At 60.4% G+C, this 20,534-nt stretch carries 18 protein-coding genes and 2 pseudogenes; 7 read left to right on the plus strand and 13 right to left on the minus strand.

Features of this window, described 5'->3' with window-relative positions; genetic code table 11:
- Positions 1-11: 11 nt before the first annotated feature.
- The gene (locus tag AC3ITA_RS12960; protein ID WP_095945087.1) at positions 12-1,169 is read right to left on the minus strand and encodes an efflux RND transporter periplasmic adaptor subunit; all 1,158 of its coding nucleotides are present in this window, start codon (positions 1,167-1,169) and stop codon (positions 12-14) included.
- A 267-nt stretch (positions 1,170-1,436) separates the two neighbouring features.
- Between AC3ITA_RS12960 and AC3ITA_RS12965 the strand changes: the two genes are divergently transcribed.
- Positions 1,437-2,138 carry a response regulator gene (locus AC3ITA_RS12965; protein ID WP_095945088.1) on the plus strand — a complete coding sequence of 234 codons (702 nt, stop codon included), beginning with the start codon at positions 1,437-1,439 and terminating at the stop codon, positions 2,136-2,138.
- 4 nt (positions 2,139-2,142) lie between these two features.
- Positions 2,143-3,444, plus strand: a complete 1,302-nt coding sequence (locus AC3ITA_RS12970) for an ATP-binding protein (RefSeq protein WP_150673943.1) — start codon at positions 2,143-2,145, stop codon at positions 3,442-3,444.
- 47 nt (positions 3,445-3,491) lie between these two features.
- Here AC3ITA_RS12970 and AC3ITA_RS12975 read toward each other — a convergent pair whose 3' ends face one another.
- The 7 genes from AC3ITA_RS12975 to AC3ITA_RS13005 form a co-directional block, all read right to left on the minus strand.
- Complete coding sequence (locus AC3ITA_RS12975; RefSeq protein WP_489280533.1) at positions 3,492-4,253, minus strand: anti-sigma factor family protein; 762 nt, start codon at positions 4,251-4,253, stop codon at positions 3,492-3,494.
- The gene (locus AC3ITA_RS12980) at positions 4,253-4,735 is read right to left on the minus strand and encodes an RNA polymerase sigma factor (protein ID WP_412072631.1); all 483 of its coding nucleotides are present in this window, start codon (positions 4,733-4,735) and stop codon (positions 4,253-4,255) included. Before AC3ITA_RS12980 ends, AC3ITA_RS12975 begins: the two co-directional genes overlap by 1 nt.
- A gap of 66 nt (positions 4,736-4,801) precedes the next feature.
- Positions 4,802-5,344, minus strand: coding sequence for a tetratricopeptide repeat protein (locus tag AC3ITA_RS12985; RefSeq protein ID WP_095946426.1), 543 nt, complete (start codon positions 5,342-5,344; stop codon positions 4,802-4,804).
- 138 nt (positions 5,345-5,482) lie between these two features.
- On the minus strand, positions 5,483-6,436 hold the full coding sequence (locus AC3ITA_RS12990) for a D-2-hydroxyacid dehydrogenase family protein (protein ID WP_489280535.1): 954 nt from the start codon (positions 6,434-6,436) through the stop codon (positions 5,483-5,485).
- Between the two features lie 13 nt (positions 6,437-6,449).
- Positions 6,450-7,475: an alpha/beta fold hydrolase gene (locus AC3ITA_RS12995; RefSeq protein WP_489280537.1), complete on the minus strand. Its 1,026-nt coding sequence runs from the start codon at positions 7,473-7,475 to the stop codon at positions 6,450-6,452.
- Positions 7,476-7,560: 85 nt separating this feature from the next.
- Positions 7,561-7,995, minus strand: a complete 435-nt coding sequence (locus tag AC3ITA_RS13000; protein ID WP_489280538.1) for a YqaA family protein — start codon at positions 7,993-7,995, stop codon at positions 7,561-7,563.
- Positions 7,995-8,441 (minus strand): DUF411 domain-containing protein, encoded by a 447-nt coding sequence (locus AC3ITA_RS13005; protein WP_095946088.1) that lies wholly within the window; start codon positions 8,439-8,441, stop codon positions 7,995-7,997. The genes AC3ITA_RS13000 and AC3ITA_RS13005 overlap by 1 nt, the downstream gene beginning before the upstream one ends.
- A 385-nt stretch (positions 8,442-8,826) precedes the next feature.
- Between AC3ITA_RS13005 and AC3ITA_RS13010 the strand changes: the two genes are divergently transcribed.
- A complete protein-coding gene (locus tag AC3ITA_RS13010; protein WP_095946087.1) occupies positions 8,827-9,357 on the plus strand; it encodes a hypothetical protein in 531 nt (176 codons plus the stop codon).
- Between the two features lie 28 nt (positions 9,358-9,385).
- Here AC3ITA_RS13010 and AC3ITA_RS13015 read toward each other — a convergent pair.
- A pseudogene (locus tag AC3ITA_RS13015) lies at positions 9,386-9,472 on the minus strand (hypothetical protein); the annotation flags it as partial.
- Between AC3ITA_RS13015 and AC3ITA_RS13020 the strand changes: the two are divergent.
- Positions 9,446-9,556 (plus strand): annotated as a pseudogene (locus AC3ITA_RS13020) (LysR family transcriptional regulator); the annotation flags it as partial. The pseudogenes AC3ITA_RS13015 and AC3ITA_RS13020 overlap by 27 nt on opposite strands.
- Positions 9,557-9,563: 7 nt before the next feature.
- On the opposite strand, the gene AC3ITA_RS13025 reads toward AC3ITA_RS13020, so the two are convergent.
- Positions 9,564-9,701: a hypothetical protein gene (locus AC3ITA_RS13025; protein ID WP_008054152.1), complete on the minus strand. Its 138-nt coding sequence runs from the start codon at positions 9,699-9,701 to the stop codon at positions 9,564-9,566.
- 157 nt (positions 9,702-9,858) lie between these two features.
- On the opposite strand from AC3ITA_RS13025, the gene AC3ITA_RS13030 reads away from it, so the two are divergent.
- Positions 9,859-10,047, plus strand: a complete 189-nt coding sequence (locus tag AC3ITA_RS13030) for a hypothetical protein (protein WP_007970993.1) — start codon at positions 9,859-9,861, stop codon at positions 10,045-10,047.
- Positions 10,048-10,055: 8 nt separating this feature from the next.
- Here AC3ITA_RS13030 and AC3ITA_RS13035 read toward each other — a convergent pair whose 3' ends face one another.
- On the minus strand, positions 10,056-10,427 hold the full coding sequence (locus AC3ITA_RS13035) for a fe2+ zn2+ uptake regulation protein (protein WP_095946086.1): 372 nt from the start codon (positions 10,425-10,427) through the stop codon (positions 10,056-10,058).
- 248 nt (positions 10,428-10,675) lie between these two features.
- Between AC3ITA_RS13035 and pvdQ the strand changes: the two genes are divergently transcribed.
- Positions 10,676-13,024 carry a bifunctional acylase PvdQ gene (pvdQ, locus tag AC3ITA_RS13040; RefSeq protein ID WP_489280539.1) on the plus strand — a complete coding sequence of 783 codons (2,349 nt, stop codon included), beginning with the start codon at positions 10,676-10,678 and terminating at the stop codon, positions 13,022-13,024.
- Between the two features lie 57 nt (positions 13,025-13,081).
- Here the strand turns inward: pvdQ and AC3ITA_RS13045 are convergent, their stop codons facing one another.
- On the minus strand, positions 13,082-14,083 hold the full coding sequence (locus AC3ITA_RS13045) for a FecR family protein (RefSeq protein WP_095946084.1): 1,002 nt from the start codon (positions 14,081-14,083) through the stop codon (positions 13,082-13,084).
- A gap of 213 nt (positions 14,084-14,296) precedes the next feature.
- On the minus strand, positions 14,297-19,129 hold the full coding sequence (locus AC3ITA_RS13050) for a dermonecrotic toxin domain-containing protein (RefSeq protein WP_489280541.1): 4,833 nt from the start codon (positions 19,127-19,129) through the stop codon (positions 14,297-14,299).
- Between the two features lie 234 nt (positions 19,130-19,363).
- Between AC3ITA_RS13050 and AC3ITA_RS13055 the strand changes: the two genes are divergently transcribed.
- Complete coding sequence (locus AC3ITA_RS13055; protein ID WP_095946082.1) at positions 19,364-20,404, plus strand: Ldh family oxidoreductase; 1,041 nt, start codon at positions 19,364-19,366, stop codon at positions 20,402-20,404.
- Positions 20,405-20,534: the final 130 nt, after the last annotated feature.

The following is a 20,534-nucleotide window of genomic DNA, read 5'->3' on the forward strand; positions in this document are numbered from 1 at the left end:
AAGCGTCCTGCTTACTGACCAGTCGCCTGGGCAAGTGGAAGAGGGGTGTCGTCGATCTGCACTTTCTCGCCGGGGCGGGCGTGCTGCAGGCCCTCGATGACAATGCGGTCGCCTGCTTTCAGGCCACTGGTGACGATCCAGCGATCGTTCTGCACGGCGCCCAGTTCGACCGGTTGCTGCCCGACCCGTTGTTCGGCATCGAGCAGCAGCACCTGAGCGATGCCGGCGCTGTCACGCTGGATGGCCCGTTGCGGCACGCTGATACCCTGCTGGTTGACCGCCTGCTCCAGGCGTACGCGCACGAAGCTGCCGGGCAGCAAGTCGAGGTCGGGGTTGGGGAACTCGCTGCGCAGGATGATCTGGCCGGTGCCCGGGTCGACGGTGATGTCGCTGAACAACATCTTGCCCGGCAGCGGGTAGAGGCTGCCGTCATCCTGAATCAACGTGGCCTTGGCCTGATCCTGGCCGACCTGCTGCAACTGACCGGAACGGAAGGCGCGGCGCAGTTCGTTGAGTTCGCGGGTGGACTGGGTCAGGTCGGCATGAATCGGGTTCAGTTGCTGGATCAGCGCCAGCGGCGTGGTTTCATTCTGCCCGACCAGCGCGCCTTCGGTGACCAGCGCGCGACCGATACGCCCGGAAATCGGCGCGGTGACGGTGGCGTAACCGAGGTTCAACCGGGCTCGCTCCACCGCGGCCTTGTTGCCGGCGACGTCGGCGGCGGTCTGCCGGGCGTTGGCCCGGGCGTTGTCGTAGTCCTGACCGCTGATGGCCTTGTCGTCGATCAACCGGGCGTAGCGTTGCTCCTGCAACCTGGCCTGGAACGCGTTGGCTTCGGCCTTGCGCAACGCCGCTTCGGCGCTATCCAGGTCAGCCTTGAACGGCGCCGGGTCGATGCGGAACAACACATCGCCCTGTTTCACGTCACTGCCTTCACGGAAGGTGCGCTGCAAGACCACGCCAGCCACGCGGGCACGCACTTCGGCCATGCGTGGCGCGGCAATCCGCCCGCTCAGTTCGCTGCTGATGGTCAGTGGCCGCGCTTCGATGGTCTCGACGCGAACCGTGGCCAGCGGCGCCTGTTCCTCGGCGTTCGAGGACTTGTCACACGCGGCCAGTGTCAACGCCAGTGCAATCAGGCTGAGCCTGGCAAGCAGATTTTTCGACATGTAATACCCCAATAAAGACTCCCAGCATCCTACTGGGCGAAGGCGAGGGTAGCGGTGAAGCTTTGTTGGTGCTGTGTGAAATTGTGTAAGGGTTTTACTCAGAGACGAGTGAGGGCGTATATCCTTCAGTCCTTGATTTCTATTGCGCCTTACAGGCCGCCTTCGCGAGCAGGCTCGCTCCCACAGTTGAAATGCGGTCCCCTGTGGAAGCGAGCCTGCTCGCGAAGAGGCCGGTGGGGACGTCACAGCTCTTTCTGGAAACACCCCATGCCCAACATCCTCCTGGTCGAAGACGACACCGCCCTCGCCGAACTGATTGCCAGCTACCTGGAACGCAACGGTTATTCCGTCAGTGTGATCGGTCGCGGTGACCATGTGCGCGAACGTGCGCGGCTCAATCCGCCGGACCTGGTGATCCTCGACCTGATGCTGCCCGGCCTCGACGGCCTGCAAGTCTGTCGCCTGCTGCGCGCCGATTCGGCGGCCTTGCCGATCCTGATGCTCACTGCTCGCGACGACAGCCACGACCAGGTCCTTGGCCTGGAAATGGGGGCCGACGACTACGTCACCAAACCCTGCGAGCCGCGGGTGCTGCTGGCCCGGGTGCGGACCTTGCTGCGCCGCAGCAGCCTCAGCGAGCCGCAGACCGCCAACGACCGCATTCTGATGGGCAACCTGTGCATCGACTTGTCCGAACGCACCGTGACCTGGCGCGAGCAATTGGTGGAGCTGTCCAGCGGCGAGTACAACCTGTTGGTGGTGCTGGCCCGGCACGCGGGTGAGGTGCTGAGCCGCGACCAGATCCTGCAACGCCTGCGCGGCATCGAATTCAACGGCACCGACCGTTCGGTGGACGTAGCGATTTCCAAGCTGCGGCGCAAGTTCGACGACCACGCCGGCGAGGCGCGCAAGATCAAGACCGTGTGGGGCAAGGGTTACCTGTTCAGCCGTTCTGAATGGGAATGCTGAGTCGATGTTCAGAATCCTCTTTCGTTTGTACCTGGTGACCATCGTCTCGTTCAGCGCCGCGATCTATCTGGTGCCGGATCTGGTGGTCAAGGTGTTCCACGAGCGCTTTGTCACCTACAACCTCGATTATTCCCGTGGGCTGCAAACGCTGATCGTCAAACAGTTCCACGGGGTCCCGGCCGAACAGTGGCCGACCCTGGCCGCTGAAATGGACAAGGACTTCTCTCCTCTGCACATCGTGCTCAGCAGCAATGACGACAGCAGCCTGACACCGGATGAACAGCAGCGCTTGCAACGCGGCGAGAACGTCGTGCGCGTGGGCGACTGGGGCTGGCGCACGCTGGCCGTCGCGCCGCTCAATGAGCGCACCGTGGTGCAAATGGTCGTGCCACCGGATCCGCTGGACGTCAACCTGTTGTACTGGAGCATCAACGTCCTGATCGGCGCGACCATGCTCGCGTGCCTGTTGCTGTGGCTGCGCCCGCACTGGCGTGATCTGGAACGCCTCAAGGGCGCGGCCGAACGCTTTGGCAAGGGCCACTTGGGCGAGCGCACACAAATCTCCCCGAGTTCCAACATCGGCAGCCTGGCCAGTGTGTTCGACACCATGGCCGGTGACATCGAGAGCCTGCTCAACCAGCAGCGGGACTTGCTCAATGCGGTGTCCCACGAGTTGCGCACGCCGCTGACGCGCCTGGATTTCGGCCTGGCGCTGGCCCTGTCCGACGACTTGCCGGCGGCCAGCCGCGAGCGCCTGCAGAGCCTGGTGGCGCACATTCGGGAACTCGATGAATTGGTGCTGGAGCTGCTGTCCTACAGCCGCCTGCAAAACCCGGCGCGGCTGCCGGAGCAGGTCGAGGTGTCGCTGGATGAGTTCATCGACAGCATTCTGGGCAGCGTCGACGATGAACAGGAATCCCCGGAAATCGTCATCGACGTGCTGCTCCACGGCCAGTTCGAACGCTTCAGCCTGGACCCGCGCTTGACCGCCCGTGCCTTGCAGAACCTGCTGCGCAACGCCATGCGCTACTGCGAGAAGCGTATTCAGATCGGGGTTCAGGTTTATACCGGCGGCTGTGAAATCTGGGTCGACGATGATGGCATCGGCATTCCGGACGACGAGCGCGAGCGGATCTTCGAACCCTTCTACCGCCTCGACCGCAGCCGCGACCGCGCCACGGGTGGCTTCGGGCTGGGACTGGCGATCAGCCGCCGGGCGTTGGAGGCTCAGGGCGGCACGCTGACGGTGGAAGCCTCGCCGCTGGGCGGGGCGCGGTTTCGCTTGTGGTTGCCGGCGTTGGCCTGACGCGCTTTGCAGGCGCTGTCGCAGCGCCTGCGTTGAGCCAAGGGTTTTCAGGTACTGAGGCGACTACGCAACGTCTTCGCCATCTCCTCCAGATCCGCCATCGGCTGATGCCCGATCAGCATCCAGGCGTGCTCCATGTCAGCCCAATACACGATATTCAACTCGCGTCGCTGTTCCCGGGCGAAATGGCGGCTGCCGCTGTTGGAGCGGGTGACGCACAGCGCCATGGGGCCGTGCACCGGATCGAGATAGGTGATCTGGGCGATGGGCGCACCGTCGTATTCGAGGATTTGCGCGCGCTTGAACTCGGCACGGGGCAGGCTCAGTTTTGCCGGCGCGAGGTTGAGGCCCAGGCGCGCATCGATGGTGCGCAGTTGTGCCCGTTGGGCGGCTTCATCGCCGGGCAAGTGATCCAGGGTTTCCGGCACGTAGAGCGCCATGTAGTCGGCCACCAGGCCGCGCCAGTTATGTGTCTGCCGGCTTGCTTGCCAGCCGAGGAACAAACGGTCCGCCAGCACGCCGCCGGCCAACAGCCCGGCCGCGGCGGCCAGGAACCAGCGTCGACTGAGCCCGGGGCGGGCGGGTGAGGGCAGCGTGGCGAGCATGGCTTGCAGGCGATCCACCGGCGCCTGCCGGGTCAGTTCATCGTAGGCGGCCTTGAACGGCAGGCTGCTGCGATCGAGCCATTGCAGGCGCAGGCCGAGCATCGGATCGGCACTGATGGCCGCGTCGATGCGCGCGCGCTGCTCGGTATCGAGGTGGTTGTCGAGGTAAGCCACCAGTTGTTCGTCCGAGGGTATCGTGTTCATCAATGTTCTCCTCGGTTAGGGGTGGGCACCGTGTGCAACGGTGGATACTCGGCCAGTTTCGCCCGGGCAGTGGCCAGGCGGCTCATGACCGTGCCGATGGGCACTTGCAGCACCTCGGCGACTTCGCGGTAGGACAAGCCTTCGACATAGGCGAGAAACACCGTTTCGCGCTGTGCTTCGGGCAGGGCATCGACGCGACGGATGACCTGTGCCGCCAACACGTGGGTCTGGGCCACGGATTCACCGTCGAACGACAAGGCCTGATCGGCGTCTACCTGGCCCTGACCCTGGCGCACCCGCCGGGCGCGGACTTCGTTGAGCCAGATCGAATGCAGAATGCTCAGCAGCCAATGGTCCATGCGTGTGCCCTGCACGTATTGCCCGGCCCGTTCCAGCGCCCGCACGCAGGTGGCTTGCACCAGGTCATCGGCGACATGCCGTTGCCGGGACAACAGCAGGCCGTAGCGCCATAAACGCGCCAGATGCTGGTTCAGTTCCGTTCGTATTGCCTGATCGCTGGCGATGGCGACCTCCGTCCGCTCGGGTTGTCAGGTTTTCGATGACCCGTCGATGGCTTCGGCCAGATCCTGGTACTCCTCGCATTGAGTACCGCCACAGATGGATTTGATCTGCTGCAGTTGCTCCTGTGCAAGATCCAGCCGGCCTTTGACCACATAGGCTTCGCCGAGGTACTCGCGGACCTGCGCGTACTGCGGGTCGAGTTTCACCGATTGCAGGTAATAGCCGATGCCTTCGTCGGTACGTCCCAGTTTACGCGTGGCGTAGCCGCGATAGTTCAATGCTTTTGCGGTATTTGGCTGTTTCAGCGTATCGAGCAGGGCCAAGGCTTCTTCGTAACGTCCGTCCTTGGCCAGTCGATAGGCATAGTTGGTGCGGTCTTCGTCCGGTACCAGGCTGCTGGTCTGGCGGACGCAACGCTTGGATTTACTATCGAACACCTGGCCTTTGGGGCAGTTGGGCCTGATGGGGGCGTCGTCGTCCCCGCCACCACCGTTGGCCAGGGCGAGGGAGCCGGACAACGCAACGCTCAGCAACACTGGCGTCATCAGAACAGCAAAACGATTATTCATGGGCTTTGCTCCACAGGTTCACGGGTTTCGGATCAGATCGCGTCCCGCCGGACGCAGCGCAAGGTCGATGTGATGAGAACACCGCAGCCTGAACAATTATTCGTTGTGGGAGCGAGCAAGCTCGCACACATTGGAGTATCAACCCAGCAAACGAATCGGAGCGCCCGCCGCCCATGCCTGAATGTCCTCGATCATTTGCGAGAAAAACAGCTGGTAGTTCTGCTGGCTCACGTACCCGACATGGGGCGTCGCCAGCACATTGTCCAGGGTCCGGAACGGATGGTGGGCGGGCAGTGGCTCCTGCTCGAAGACGTCCAGGGCGGCACCGGCCAGCCGTTGTTTCTGCAGTGCCTTGATCAGTGCCGCTTCATCGACAATGGGGCCGCGAGCGGTGTTCACCAGCAATGCCGTGGGTTTCATCCAGCCCAGTGCCTGGGCGTCCACCAGACCGCGACTGCGTTCGCTGAGTACCAGGTGCACCGACAGCACGTCGGCCTGTTCGAACAGTTCCTGCTTGCTGACGCAGGTCACACCGACCTGCGCCGCACGTTCGGCGGTGAGGTTTTCACTCCAGGCGATGACGCGCATGCCGAACACCTGACCGAACTGCGCGACACGCTGGCCGATGCTGCCCAGACCGAGGATGGCGAGTGTCTTGCCATGCAGGTCGCCGCCCAGGCCTTGTTGCCATTGGCCGGCACGCAGGGCATTGGCTTCGACCACCAGGTTGCGGGTCGCGGCCATGATCAGCGCCCAGGTCAGTTCCGGCGCGGCGTGTTTGTAGCTGTCGGTGCCGCTGACCGAAATGCCCAGCGCAGCGGCGGCTTTCAGATCCAGGGCCGCATTGCGCATGCCGCCGGTCACCAGCAGCTTGAGCGTCGGCAGGCGGCGCAGCAGGTCCTCATCGAACCGGGTGCGCTCGCGCATCACGCAGATCACTTCAAACCCGGCCAGGCGCTCTGCCAGGGGCTGGTTGTCGGCGGGGTAGTCATGGAGAAAACTCACCTGGCCAATGCTGTCCAATGCCGACCAGTTCACCACGTCCCGCGCCACATCCTGCCAATCATCGATCACTGCAATCTGCACAGGCATCCGCCTTTCCTCTTCAATGCACGGGGTTGGTCTTGTTCAGCCAGGCGAGCAGGGCCTGGTGGAATTGTGCCGGTTCTTCCATCTGTGGCGCGTGGCCCATGCCAGGGAACTCGACCAGCGTGGACTGGGGAATCAGCCTGGCCACTTGTTTGCCGAGGACGTCGTAGTGCCCGATCTTCGCCTTGACCTCGGGCGGGGCGATGTCACTGCCGATGGCGGTGGTATCGGACGTACCGATCAACAGCAGGGTCGGCATCTTCAGGTTGTGGAATTCGTAAAACACCGGTTGGGTGAAGATCATGTCGTAGATCAGCGCCGAGTTCCATGCGACTTGCGTATGCCCGAGGCCTTTGTTCAGGCCGGCGAGCATGTCGACCCAGCGATCGAATTCCGGTTTCCAGCGACCGCCGTAGTAGGTGGTGCGTTCGTAGTTGCGGATACCCTCGGCGCTGAGCTTGAGTTCACGCTCGTACCATTGATCAACGGTACGATAGGGCACACCGAGGGCTTTCCAGTCTTCCAGGTCGATGGGGTTGACCAGCGCCAGTTGCTCGACCTGTTCGGGGTATTGCAAGGCATAGCGCGTGGCGAGCATGCCGCCGGTGGAATGCCCCAGCAGGGTGGCTTTCTGGATGCCCAGGGTCTTGAGCAATTGCTGGGTGTTCGTCGCCAGTTGCTGGAAGCTGTACTGATAGTGCGCCGGCTTGCTGGAGGTACAGAAGCCGATCTGGTCCGGGGCGATGACCCTGTAGCCGGCGTCGCTGAGGGCTTTGATCGAGCTGTCCCAGGTGGCGCCGCAGAAGTTCTTGCCGTGCATCAGCACCACGCTGCGACCATTGGCCTTGCCGTGGGCAGCAACATCCATGTAACCCATTTGCAGGGATTGGCCCTGGGATTCAAAGGCGAAGTGCTTGAGCGTGTAGGGGTAGTCGAAACCTTGCAGCTCGGGGCCGTATTCCGGTTCTTCGGCGTGAGCGATGACGGGCAGGGCGGCGGTCAGTAAAAGGCTGGGCAACCAGCGGGAGAAGGGGCGCGACATGAGAGGGCTCCATGGAAATTCCGCCGATGCTGGATCGACTCGATTAGGGCGGCATTAAACACAGGCAACCGCCGCTCTGGATGGTTCAACCCATCCAGCCCAGAGTCGCCATGGCCAGCACGCCGTAGCGGGCACCTTTGGCCAGGGTGACGATCAGCAGGAAGCGCCCCAGCGGCTCGCGCATGACCCCGGCGACCAGCGTCAGCGGATCGCCAATCACCGGCAACCAACTGAGCAGCAATGACCAATGGCCGTAGCGTTGGTAATGCAGCCGGGCTTTCACCAGATGCCGGGGGCTCACCGGAAACCAGCGACGGTCGCGGAACCGCTCGATCCCGCGCCCCAGCCACCAGTTAAGCAGCGAGCCCAGAACGTTGCCGAACGTTGCCACCGCCAGCAGCGCCCAGAGCCAATAGCGATCGCTGAGCAGCAGTCCGACCAGCACGGCTTCCGATTGCAACGGCAGCAGCGTGGCGGCACCGAATGCCGCGAAAAACAGCCCAAGGTACGCGCCGGACATCAATGGGCGGGGTAGTCCGCAACCACCACGTCAGTGCCGTCCTTTTTCAGGCCGATGACCTGATAGGCATCGCTCATGCCGTCCATTTCCATGCCGGGCGAGCCCATCGGCATGCCGGGCGCGGCGACGCCCAGCAGATCATCGCGCTTGCTCAGGGCCAGGACCTGATCGGCCGGGACATGACCTTCAACGAATTTGCCGTTGATCAACGCGGTGTGGCACGACGACAGGCGCGGCGGTACCCCGTGCTGCTGCTTGAACTCGCTCATGTTGGCTTCGACGTGGTCTTCGACCTTGAAACCATTGGCCTCCAGATGGCTGATCCACTTCTTGCAGCAACCACAATTGGCGTCGCGATGAACCTCGATCCCAATGAGGTCGGCAGCCTGGGCCAGGGAGGACATGAACAGAGCGCTCAGGGCGATCAGACGCAGAGGGTTTCGCATGGGATTCGTCTCGGCTAACGGGCAAAAAAACGCATTCTGACCATTTTTACTGGTCAGGCATTCAAGGAGTGTTTCGAATTGCTACAAAGCTCCGCTGTTAGATGATGATAGATCATCGCTGTCAGGCAGATGAGGGGCACATTACAAAATCGTCAGGTTGAAATGCCGAGGGTAAGTATCGGTGTTGATTAGGACCAACTAGCCGCTATGTAAGAAAAGTCTGAAGGACCATTCTTTAATGTGCCAAGACCCAATAAACAAGAAGTTTTACAGTATGTATCTTAATTGTACGAAAATTGTTAAAGCTCTGAATTAAAGTTTGGTGGCCTCAAGTGCTCCGGCCGATACTCCTGACCTCCTAACTTGGTCAAACAAGGAGTTTTCAATGACTATCGGTTATACCGGCGCCTGGACCGCGAAAACGGGCCTGTTGGTTCGAGATACCGCCAGCAGATCAAAGTCTGTTCCCCAGAACGTCAAGGTCAGGCAGATGCTTGACCTGGTGGGCAACAATCCAGTTGAGTTGGATACAGTCAAGATGGACAAGATGAAATTGCGCAAGCAGATGAAAGGTTTTGATCCTACTAATATTTCAGTCAAATCCATGGGTAGTATCAGTGTCTTTTTGAAAGAGCGTGGCCTGATCACCGATGTCACGGCGGTCACGCTGAGCAATGCCGGTGACAAGTTCGACCGGTTTGGCATCAAGGATCCTGATGCGAAGTTCAATGCGCTGGAATATTTCGCTACTCAACTGGAGAACATTCAGCACAACAATGTGAAGGGTAATAAGTACGCCAACTATTTGGTTCCAGAGTTCAAAAAAGCGATTTACGTACTGCAAAACCTGGAAATTTACGGCAAGAACAACGGCCCCATGGTGAGGCCAGACAGTGTTCTCTCGGACGAGGCCTGAGGCCATGTTGCCCGGCCCGCCCGGTTCCTTCCAGGTACTTGCGTTGCTTGGTACCCGGAATCGGAATCAGGTAATCACCCTGAGCCAGCACCCACGCCAGCGCCAGTTGGCCCGGCGGGTGCGTGTGTTCGTCGATTGGCTGGTGGAACTGTGTGCTCAGCCCGGCAATGACTTTTACCGCAAGGATTCAGGCCGTTGAACCGCAGTTAACGATGCTGGTAGTAACCCGGTCCGCCATGGTTGTCATAGTGGTCGTGGTGCCAGCCCCCATGGGGGAAAACAATGCATCCGCTCAGGGTCAGGATGGCCAGCAGGGGAATCAGCAGTGTGATTCGACGCAACATTTGAAAGTCCTCATGGTTATCGCCGCAATGAAGCCAAAACGCTTCATCGGCTGTAATATGAGACCCCCGCTCGTAGCCGCTTATCCCCGAAACAGGGTAAGCGCTTGGCATGCGCGTCGATACAAACCGGATACATTTTCAGATTCAGGAACCCGCAATGACTCAGTCGCAACGTTTGAAATACTCGATTCTGATCTCCCTGGTGGTGCTGGGGATCATGTTTGGCCTTTCCTGGTTGCAGAACACCGGCGTCATCAGCGAAAAAATGTTCCAGTACATCGCCATTGGCGTGGCGGTGATCGTGGTAGTCATCAATGGCGTGATGCGCCGCAAGGTCAAGCCCTGATCATTCGATCATCGGTTGCGCAGGATGGCTGCAGCCTGAGGATGCAGGCTGTAGCTCTTGTCGGGATTGAGGACAATCACGCCTTCGCTGCACAAGCGCTTGAGCACTTCACGTACACTGAGAAATGACAGGGGAACATCCAGGTCCAGCAATTGGCTGTGCACGCCGCGCACCCCAAGGCTGCGATCGTTTTCGGCGGCCGTCAGCAGGGCGTCGATGACTTTCAGGCGGATCAGACTGGTTCGAAGGCCAAAGCTTTTGAGCAGGACCCGGATCCGCTCGTTGCCGTGGCGATCGGTACGCGGCTCGAATACACCGACTCCCATGGAAGTACCCTTTGGCGCATTGCTACCGTCCGTTGGCAGTTGCGAGTTGTACATTGCAAAACTCCTTTCAGAGCCTGATCAGGAAAAAATGGGCGCTCTTACAGGGTTAGACGTATGAGCACTCCGAATCATGAAGGCTCGAATGTAGAAATTTTGTCGCCATCGTGTGATCAACCTGTCAGTCCGTGGTCCGTTGCGCAGTAAATCCCTAAATTTTTGTGGTGAGCTTCGTCCCTACAGGGAGGCTCGGCGCGCATGGATATGCGCCGCTGTGGCCATCGTTTTTTCGATCAGGAGCGAGCGTGATTATTTCCAGGCAGTTAACCAGGTTGAGCCTGGCGGGTGTGACTCTGGGGTTGGGCCTGGGGCTGAGCCTTGCGGCAAGCGCGAGTGGTGCGCCTGCGCAAACGAGCGCGGACATCCGCCGAACCGGTTTCGGCGTGCCGCACATCCGCGCCGACAATGAGCGCGGGCTCGGCTACGGCATCGGCTATGCCTACGCCCAGGACAACCTGTGCCTGCTCGCCAACGAAATCACTACCGTCAACGGCGAACGTTCGCGGTACTTCGGGCCGGATCAGTTCACCGTCGAAGAGCGGGAGAACCTGATCAGCGATGTGTTTTTCACCTGGTTGAACACCCCGCAAGCCGTCGCCCGCTTCTGGCAGGCCCAGACCCCCGAAGTGCGTGAGCTGGTCGAAGGCTATGTGGCGGGGTACAACCGCTCCTTGAGCGAGCGTCGCGCCCAGGGTTTACCGCCGCAGTGTGAAGGCGATTGGGTACGCGACATCACCCCCTCGGATCTGGTCAAGCTGACCCGACGCCTGTTGGTCGAAGGTGGCGTCGGCCAGTTTGCCGAAGCCCTGGCTGGTGCCACGCCACCCAAGGCCGTGGCCCAGGCGTCGAACGCACAGGCAGCGTTCCAGGTGGCCGCCACGCGGATGCAGCGCTTTGCCCTGGACCGGGGCAGCAACGCCGTCGCGGTCGGCAGCGAGCGTTCCTTCAACGGACGCGGCATGTTGCTGGCCAATCCGCACTTTCCGTGGGTGGGCGGCATGCGCTTTTACCAGATGCACCTGACCATTCCCGGCAAACTGGACGTGATGGGCGCGGCGTTGCCCGGCCTGCCGGTGATCAACATCGGTTTCAATCAACATCTGGCCTGGACCCACACCGTGGATTCGTCCAGGCATTTCACGCTGTATCGCCTGCAACTCGACCCCGGGGATTCGACCCGTTACCTGCTCGACGGCCAGTCCTTGCCGATGGACAAGCAGACCGTGACCGTCAACGTCAGGCAGGCGGACGGGCAGGTCCGGGCGATTTCCCGTGTGGTCTACAGTTCGAAATTCGGTCCGGTGGTGCAATGGCCGGGGAAACTGGATTGGGATCATCAGTACGCCTTCAGCCTGCGCGACGCCAATCTGGACAACGACCGGGTTCTGCAGCAGTGGTACGCGATGAACCGCGCTGAAAACCTCAAGGATTTCCAGGCTTCGGTGCACAGGATCCAGGGCATCCCGTGGGTCAACACGCTGGCGGCGGACGATCAGGGGCAGACGCTGTACATGAACCTCTCGGTGGTGCCCAACGTCAGCGTCGACAAGCTGGCGCAATGCAGCGATCCACGAGTGGGCTTGCAGATGATCGTTCTCGACGGTTCCAACAGCGCCTGTGCCTGGGACATCGATCCGCAGGCGCCACAACAGGGTATCTATGCGTCCGACAAGTTGCCGCAATTGCTGCGCAAGGATTTTGTCCAGCACTCCAACGACTCGGCATGGATGGCCAACCCGGCGCAACCGCTGACCGGCTATTCGCCGTTGATCAGCCAGGATAGCCAGCCATTGGGACTGCGCTCGCGCTTTGCCCTGGATCGTTTGAGCACGCTGGCCCAGGCCGGCAAGGTCGGGGCCGCGGACTTGCAACGCATGGTCATGGACGATGAGGTGTATCAGGCGGATCAAGTGATGCCGGACCTGCTGCAGTTCTGCGCGGCGGATCTCGGTACCGATGCCAAAACCCTCGCGCCACTGTGCGCCAGCTTCAAGGCCTGGGACCGCAAGGCCAACCTGGACAGCGGCCTGGGCTTTGTGCACTTGCAGAATGTCATGGAGGCGTTGGAGCCAGTGCCGGACGTATGGCGTGTGGCATTCGATCCGCAAGATCCACAACATACTCCACGTGGAATCGCAGTCGAGCACCCGCAGGTGGCAAAGGCGCTACGGGCAGCGATGCTGGCTTCGGCTGAACAGGTCAAGGCATCAGGACTGACACCCGATAGCCGTTGGGGTGATATCCAGGTGGTCAGCAGCGGCGGACAGCAAACACCGATCCACGGCGGCCCGGGGACGCTCGGGGTCTACAACGCCATCCAGAGCGTGCCGCGCAGCGATGGCAAGCGCGAAGTGGTCAGCGGCACGAGTTACCTGCAAGTGGTGACCTTTGACGAGTACGGACCGCAGGCCAAAGGGCTTCTGGCGTTCTCGTTGTCCAGCGACCCGGCCTCGAAGTTTTCACGGGACCAGACGCTGGCCTTTTCCAGGAAGCAATGGAGCGTGCTGCCTTTCACCGAGCAACAGATCCTGTCCGATCCGGACTATCAGGTGCGGACGATTCGCCAGCAGGACGCCAAGGTGACCGCGCAGTAATGTAGTGGGGTTTTACATGAACGCTGAAGGCCGCACCCCGCAAGGGTGGCGGTCTTTTCAGCTTTTCGGGGAGGTTTGCGGAATCGCGTTGACCACCAGGTTACCGTTCTGATTGCGGGTCAGGTAGACCGGCAGGACCCGCGGCAAGGACTTCACCAGGCCATTGATCTCCTTGATGTTGTAGATGCCGCCGATATGGATCGAGCCGGTGCTGTTGTCAGCGACCATCAAGGGTTTGTCCAGGTAGCGGTTGATCAAGGGCAGCGCATCGCTGAGCGCCAGATCGTCGAGCACCAGCTTGCCCTGGCGCCAGGCCAGCGAGCTGTCATTGTCATAGGTCTGGCTGATGCGGGGGATGAAGTCGCCGTGTCGATAACTGGCCTGCATCGCCGGGTCCAGGCGCAAACCGTCGCCTTGCCGGTCGGCATTGCTGCTGACCAGTACCGAACCTTCGATCAGGTTGACCTTGACCTGGTCTTCATACATCCAGACGTTGAACTGGGTGCCGGTCACGCGAATCCGGCCTTCTGCGGCCTTGACCACGAAGGGGTGGCGAGTGTCATGGCTGACACTGAAGAAGGCTTCGCCTTTTTTCAGCGTGACTTGCCGCTGATCCTTGTAGTTGCTGTAGGTCAGCTCGCTGCCCAGGTTCAGTTCCACCTGACTGCCGTCTTTCAAGGTGACTGTTCGAACATTGTCGGTCGCTTCGAAGTGCTGGTACGCGTTCGGTACCCAGCCCAGGTGCCAGCCGCCATAACCCGCCAAAGGCAGCGCCAGGGCACAGACCGTCGCTGCAATGGCCAGGCGGCGCCACGGTTTTTCGGATTGGGGGCGAACCAGCGGCACGACGGGCTCGGGACGCGGCAAGTCGCCGGCCACATCCCAGATCTCCAGCATCGCTTCGTACTCGAAGGCATGGAGCGGATGCGCATTACGCCATTGCTCAAACGCCTGGCGTTCTTGCTCGGTGCAGTCATTGGCGTGCAAACGCATACACCAATGCGCGGCGGCATCGGTGATGGCATCGTATTCAGCTTCCGAGAGCGTGTGGTCGGTCATTGGCCCTTCCTGGTTTCCTGCATTCTAACCTTGGGGGGAGTCTGCGAGAACATCAGTCATGGCATTTAACTATCAAAGTGTTGTTTTTTTAACGCCAGGTCTTTGGAATTCCTGTTGTCGGGTAACAGTATCCAGGGGTGCGTGAAAAAAAGATCAAAACAGCCACCGCTGTGCAGCGCAGATCCGTGGATCTGCGCATTTATTACGTCGTGATCAGGTTTCGGAGGTTGCAGCGACCGATAGCGGGTCCAGTTGCCGGCCCATTTCGCAGATCAAGAAAGCGATCGAGTCGGCATTGTGCAAAATGACGTCGATGCGCAGCTTCGAATCCTTCACGTTAAAAAACGCTTCCCTTGCCTTATCCATCGTCTCGCTGCCCGTCAGCCGCAGAATGTCCTTGCCGATGTGGTAAGTGCTCGGTATGGAGTCCAGGCTGATCCACGATTGCAGGCCACTGTTCCAGCGCGCGAACAGTTCGTCCTTTGGCGTTTTCATCGACAAGGCTTCTCGCTGGAAGTCCACTTGAGACTGTTTCTTTGCTGCGCCATAGCCGGTGACCGCCTCTACCAGATCGCTGAACGGTAGCCTGGCCTCAAGGTAGGCGATGTCCACGGCCTTGGAAAACAAATGAGCGAACTCGTGTATCAGCGTCGCGGCCTGGCTGTGGCCGTCGACATCGAAAGGTTGGGTCAGGCTGGATTTGTACCAGTCCAGTTGTTGATCGAAGAATTTTTCCGTGAAATACACATTGCGCTGTTGATCCTTCTCCACGACAAACGCGACGAGGTTGTCCTTCGAATCCCGGCTTGAACCCACGATAAAGCGTTGCGAGTTCATCCAGTCGTCATCGGGGTCGACCAGCGCGTTGCAGATGGGAACGACGGCCTGTCTGATTTTCTCGATCAGTGCGTTGTCGACCTGGTCCACATCAAAGAACTGTTTGAGGAAGGTATCGAGCCTTGTGCCGGGGACGAGCTTCTTGAGTTGCACCAGATTGTGCAGGCTGTTGAACGCGTAAAAACGGGCCATGTCGATGGCCTGCACGATCATGCGGGCTTTTTCGGGATGTCTTGCCCGGATTTCCTCCATCCCCCGGGCCTCGATGTTCAGCACCTCCCTGGCGACATAGAAGTTGACATACTGATTGCGCATTTTCGAGACAGCTTTGCCGAAGTGAACGGTGTGGATATCCGGGTCGATCACCAGTTGCTTGTCGGATGCCGTCTGTAACACAGGGCCTTCTTCTTCGCCTTTGATTATTTTCCAGACCGCCCCGATCTTATCTACGCCGTACACCTTGCCGGCAATGGCGGCGAAGGATCTGTTGCTGGTCGCTTCAAGGTAGGTACCGTCGGTGCTGCTTTTCGTCAGGTCCTTGAGTTCGACCGTGGTTTCGAACGGTTGCAGCCGCGTGCGCAGCGGTGCTGTTGACCGGACCTGGGACCAGGGTTGCGCGGTTACTGGGGTGGCAACCGGTTCAGTCACCGCTTCGCCGGTTGCCTCGGCGGTGTCTGCCCATCCTTCGAGGGACAGCCGGCCCAAAGTCACGATTTGCGCCGCACCGGCGATGAAGGTACGCAATGCCGCTCCCCAGTGATGGTCCTGCAAGCCTTCGGCGGAGTTGAGTTCGTCTTTGTAAGCCTTCCAGAGAAACTGCACATACGCGAGTTTGCCCGGCAGAAGGCCTGAAATGCGCTCAATGCCGGAGACGAACAGGTGTTCGACGGCCTCCCAGTCAGACTGAGCGGTAGCGTCTGCCTGGCTGCCGAGCATCTTCACCAGCAGATTAGTGTTGTCATGGAACAAACGGGTGAGCAGGTTGCCGCCGATGGGGTTGGACGCGAGGGTGATTTCGCTCGACTGGCCGACGGTGGACTCGAACAGGTTGCGAAACACCGTTTGCTCATTCTCTGGCAGGCGACGAATCAACATGTCCTGCAACGGCCCCGGCGTGTTGAGCGCTGAGACAATGCTGGCCTCATTATCAAACTCAACGAACGGTGAGCCACCGGGGTGGTAGGGGGCATAGAGGATTTGCGGGCCGGCCTTGCCTTCGCCGGGACCCACCAGGTACAGGCCCAGCGCCTTGACGGCGGAGGTACCGCTTGTCTTGAGCAGTTCCAGTGGTCGGGCAATGGCGTGTGCGCCTTCTACGGCCGCCCGGGCGATGGCGTCCGGCATGTCGAATACTTGCCGAAGCAAATCGAAAGCACTGTCGGACAGTCGCTGCTGCAGTTTCAGTTCGTGGGCGTGTTGCAGCAGTTGCCAGGGCAGTTGTTTGGCGAAGCGCAACACCCTGCTTTCGACGTCGGCCGCTTGATTCGACAAGCTGTCCGTGACCTGTTTGGCGTAGTGCTGCGCTATGTCCAATGACAGCAACAGTTGGCGGACAGCCGCCTGGTCCAGACCCCGGGGCAGCGATTGAGTGGTTGCCGACCCGACCTTGAACCCGGTGCCTTGCGCAATGTTGACGTGGTGCAAGGCGAACTCGGTGAGGGTCCGGGCGGGGCCGACCAGGGCCAGGTTCGGGGTGATTTCAATATTGTCAGGGTCCAGCGCTGTGGCGGGGAAGCGGCTGGCGAGCAACGACTTCAGTGTTTCATGCACATACGACTTGAGGGGTTTGATCCCGTGTAAATAGTCTTTGTCCTCAACAACGCTGTTGCGGTATTGCTCCAGCAGTTCAAGGTGCAGTCGCTGCTCTTGCAGCGGAGCCATTCCCAACCAGGCGGGCAGGGACTGCTGTTGGCTGATCGCCCGGGCGATCGACGTGGCTCTTCGCAGGTTGGTGTTGAGCACCGTTGTGGTCAGGGCTTTAAGGGCTTTTTTCTTCTTCGTGTCGCTCAGATCGAAAGTGCGTACGTGTTCGCAGCGAGCCAAAAAGTGCTCGATGGACGATTGCGCGACCCGCTCCAATGCAGGCCCTTCAATCAGCCGCAGCGGACCCAATGAGTAGCGCTGGTGAAAGATGCGTTGGGTCGGGGTCAGGTTTTCCAGCAACACCAGGCGTTGTTGCGGTTCGAGCAGGCGCCGGTTCAGTTCCAGCCGTGCACGATTGATGGTGTCAAAGACTTCCAGGCCCTCGGCGGGTGTCCACAGGATCGTCCGGCCGGAATGCGAGGGGTCGAGTCCGCCACGCTCGGTCAACAGTAGGCAATGGGCCAGAGGCAGGACATCCTCCTGGCCGGAGCACTCCAGCGTCAATGAGTAGGCATCGGGTCGGAAGCCCTTTCGGGACGGACGGTTTAGCCGGTCGGTCTGGTCCGGATTGAATACCGTGTCGACAATGTCCCGATCCGCATCCCGCAACGTCGAGTCGAGTACCCGCAGGCTGGCTTCGCCACGCAGGCCAACGGACAGTGCATGGGTCAGGCGGGGTTTGATGTTTTCCAGATAGACCCGTTGCAAGGCCAGAGAAGCGACCGGTTGTGCTGCGAAATCTGCGTTGATCTGTGTTTCGATGTCGCTGAAGGTCTTGACGAAAGTCTCCGCCGTATCGGCCAGCACAGTTGAGGGATGCTGATCGCCGGATAACACGGGCCGCGTGCTCCAGCGTTCGTCGGTAGTCAGTATCAGCAGGCGCTCGCTGATCATCGAGCGGATATCCAGCGCCTTGTCGAACAGAGCATGGATGTCCACGCTGCCGTCACTGTGACGGAACACTTGCAGGGCATATTCCAGGTTCTGCAGTTGCTTGCCGATGATCCGGTCGAAGAGCTTGGGGAAGATCTCGCCGGAAATCACTTCGCCGGTCACATTCGGCCGGTCAAAACCAATGAAACACTGGCGCTCCTCCAGGCTCAGCAGGCCGTAGAACTCATCCTCGTGACCGGCTGCGCTGAACTTGCTCAGCACCGTATCGCGCAAGTCCTGATAGTCCTTGAGCACCTGCAGGCCTGCGGTGGGCGTGTAGAGAAACGCATTGCTGGCGCTGACCATCAGTGAGCCGGCCAACTCCACATAGTTGGCCTGGTACTCCCACAGGCGCACGGTTTCGACGGACATCGATTCGTTCGTCCGGCTAGCCGTCGAGATCAACGCGTGCAAATCCTGGCTTTGCTCAGGAGTGATGATCCCGGCTTCACGCTTGAGCAGCAGTTGCACTCGCGCCTGGTCGGCAATGGCCTGGCCGAAGAACTGGTGACGGGATGCGCCATCGGCGCTCGGCGCAGCCCAGAAACCTTCGAGCTGCCCGACCAGCAGGCTGATCAGTTGGCGCGAGATCGTCGTGACGCCTGCCTCCCAGAGTGGCTGGTCGGTTTTTGCCGGGGACTTTTTCGGATGGGAAAACTCAGGGGAAGACCCGGCTGGCCAACGCTGATGGCGATAGTGCAGGAGGACGGCCTCACTCAGGGACAGGGAGCTGACCCAGCGTCGCGCCGCATGGTTCTCGTCAGCATTCTCTGGCGTCGTTGCCAGGTAGAAGTTCACTTGGCTTTGGCTCTGATCCAGACCTGGAAACGACGCCGCCAGCTTCTGATTCAGCAATGTGTCGAGCAGCGAGGTCAGGGACGGCAGCGCTTTCAATTCGTCGAGCAGGGCCTGGTCGTTGAGTTGCTGATGGGTGGAGAGGGTGTCGCGCTGGTCTTCGAACACGTCGCCGTCGATGGTTCGAAAGTCCAGTTCGATGTCGGCGGCGTCCACCACGGTCTTGCGTTGGGACAGCGCCATGAAGGCCAGCAGGTCGTCGTCTTCGCCGGCCGCCTTGAGTTGCGTCACCAGTTGTTTGGTCAGGGCCGTACGGTTGGCGAATTTTTTGATTCCGGCGTACGGGGTATAGAGAATCACGCCATTGTCTTCGGGCGTCGCGGTCAGTACAAAGCTGCCAGCCAGCGCCACGGGTTCCAGGTCCTGGATTTTCAGCAGGATTTTCTTCGCCAGCATGGGCGGCGTCTGCTTATCGCGCAGTGCCTGGTTGGCCAGTTCGATTTGGCTGAACCATTCGAAGTCCTTTTGCGTCAGACCGTGGGTTTTACCCAGTTCTTTCCAGAGGCCGCGCGACGTCAGCGCCTCGGGGAAAAACAGCGGAGTTACTGGTGTAGGCATCGTCGAGTCTCGTTCAAGGTGCCACTCAAAGGCGCCTGTGGATTGAGCTTCGAGACTAAAGGCCGGTGCGTTGGCGCAGGTGGTAAATAGATAACGCACGGGGCGTGGACATTCGTGACACGGATATATCTCATCGGCCCTGAGCGAAAGGTTGACAGGTCGCTCGCCGCACGTTGTTAATCGGCGGGTCTTTGTACGCTGTTGTTCCCTCCAATAATCAGTCTGGAGCTTCAGATGTCTGCGCCAAACGATCATGCCTCTACTGCGATCTCGTCACACCTGTCATTCGAAGCGCTGAGCGCTTTGCTGGAAAAGATTTTTCTGCGTCACGGCACGTCGGCCGAGGTTGCCCGGGTGCTGGCGCAAAACTGCACCGGTGCCGAGCGCGACGGCGCGCACAGTCACGGGGTATTCCGTATTCCCGGTTATGTTTCGACGCTGCAAAGCGGCTGGGTCAATGGCCAGGCCGTCCCGGTGGTCGAAGACGTGGCTTCAGGGTTTGTGCGGGTCGATGCCAATAACGGGTTTGCTCAACCGGCCCTGGCGGCGGCACGCGAGCTGCTGGTGCAGAAGGCCCGAAGTGCCGGCATTGCGGTGCTGGCGATCCGTAACTCACACCATTTCGCGGCCTTGTGGCCGGATGTCGAACCCTTCGCCGATGAAGGCCTCGTGGCATTGAGCGTGGTCAACAGCATGACCTGCGTGGTGCCCCACGGTGCCGATCGTCCGCTGTTCGGCACCAACCCGATTGCCTTCGCTGCGCCGCGGGCTGATGGCGCGCCGATTGTCTTCGACCTGGCCACCAGTGCCATTGCCCATGGCGACGTGCAAATTGCCGCTCGCGAAGGTAAGCACTTGCCGGAAGGGATGGGCGTGGACAGCCTCGGCCAGCCGACCACGGACCCGAAGGCGATTCTCGAGGGTGGCGCGTTGCTGCCGTTTGGCGGGCACAAGGGCTCGGCGTTGTCGATGATGGTCGAGTTGCTCGCTGCGGCACTGACCGGCGGCAATTTTTCCTTCGAGTTCGACTGGAAGAACCACCCTGGCGCCAAGACCCCCTGGACTGGCCAATTGCTTATCGTGATCGATCCGGGCAAAGCGGCGGGGCAAAGCTTTGCCGAACGCAGCCAGGAACTGGTGCGGCAAATGCACGGTGTTGGCTTGAAGCGTTTGCCGGGGGACCGGCGTCATCATCAGCGCGCCAAATCACAGGTCAACGGCATTGAACTGGATGCCCGGACGCTGGCGAATTTGCGGGAGCTGGCGGGAGACTGACGCTGTCAACAGAAGGTGAGACCCTGTGGGAGCGAGCCTGCTCGCGAAGAGGTCTTGTCAGTCAATATCCATGTTGATTGATCAACCGCCTTCGCGAGCAGGCTCGCTCCCACAGGGGTTCAGTGTTTGC

The organism is Pseudomonas sp. GL_090, from assembly GCF_057837765.1.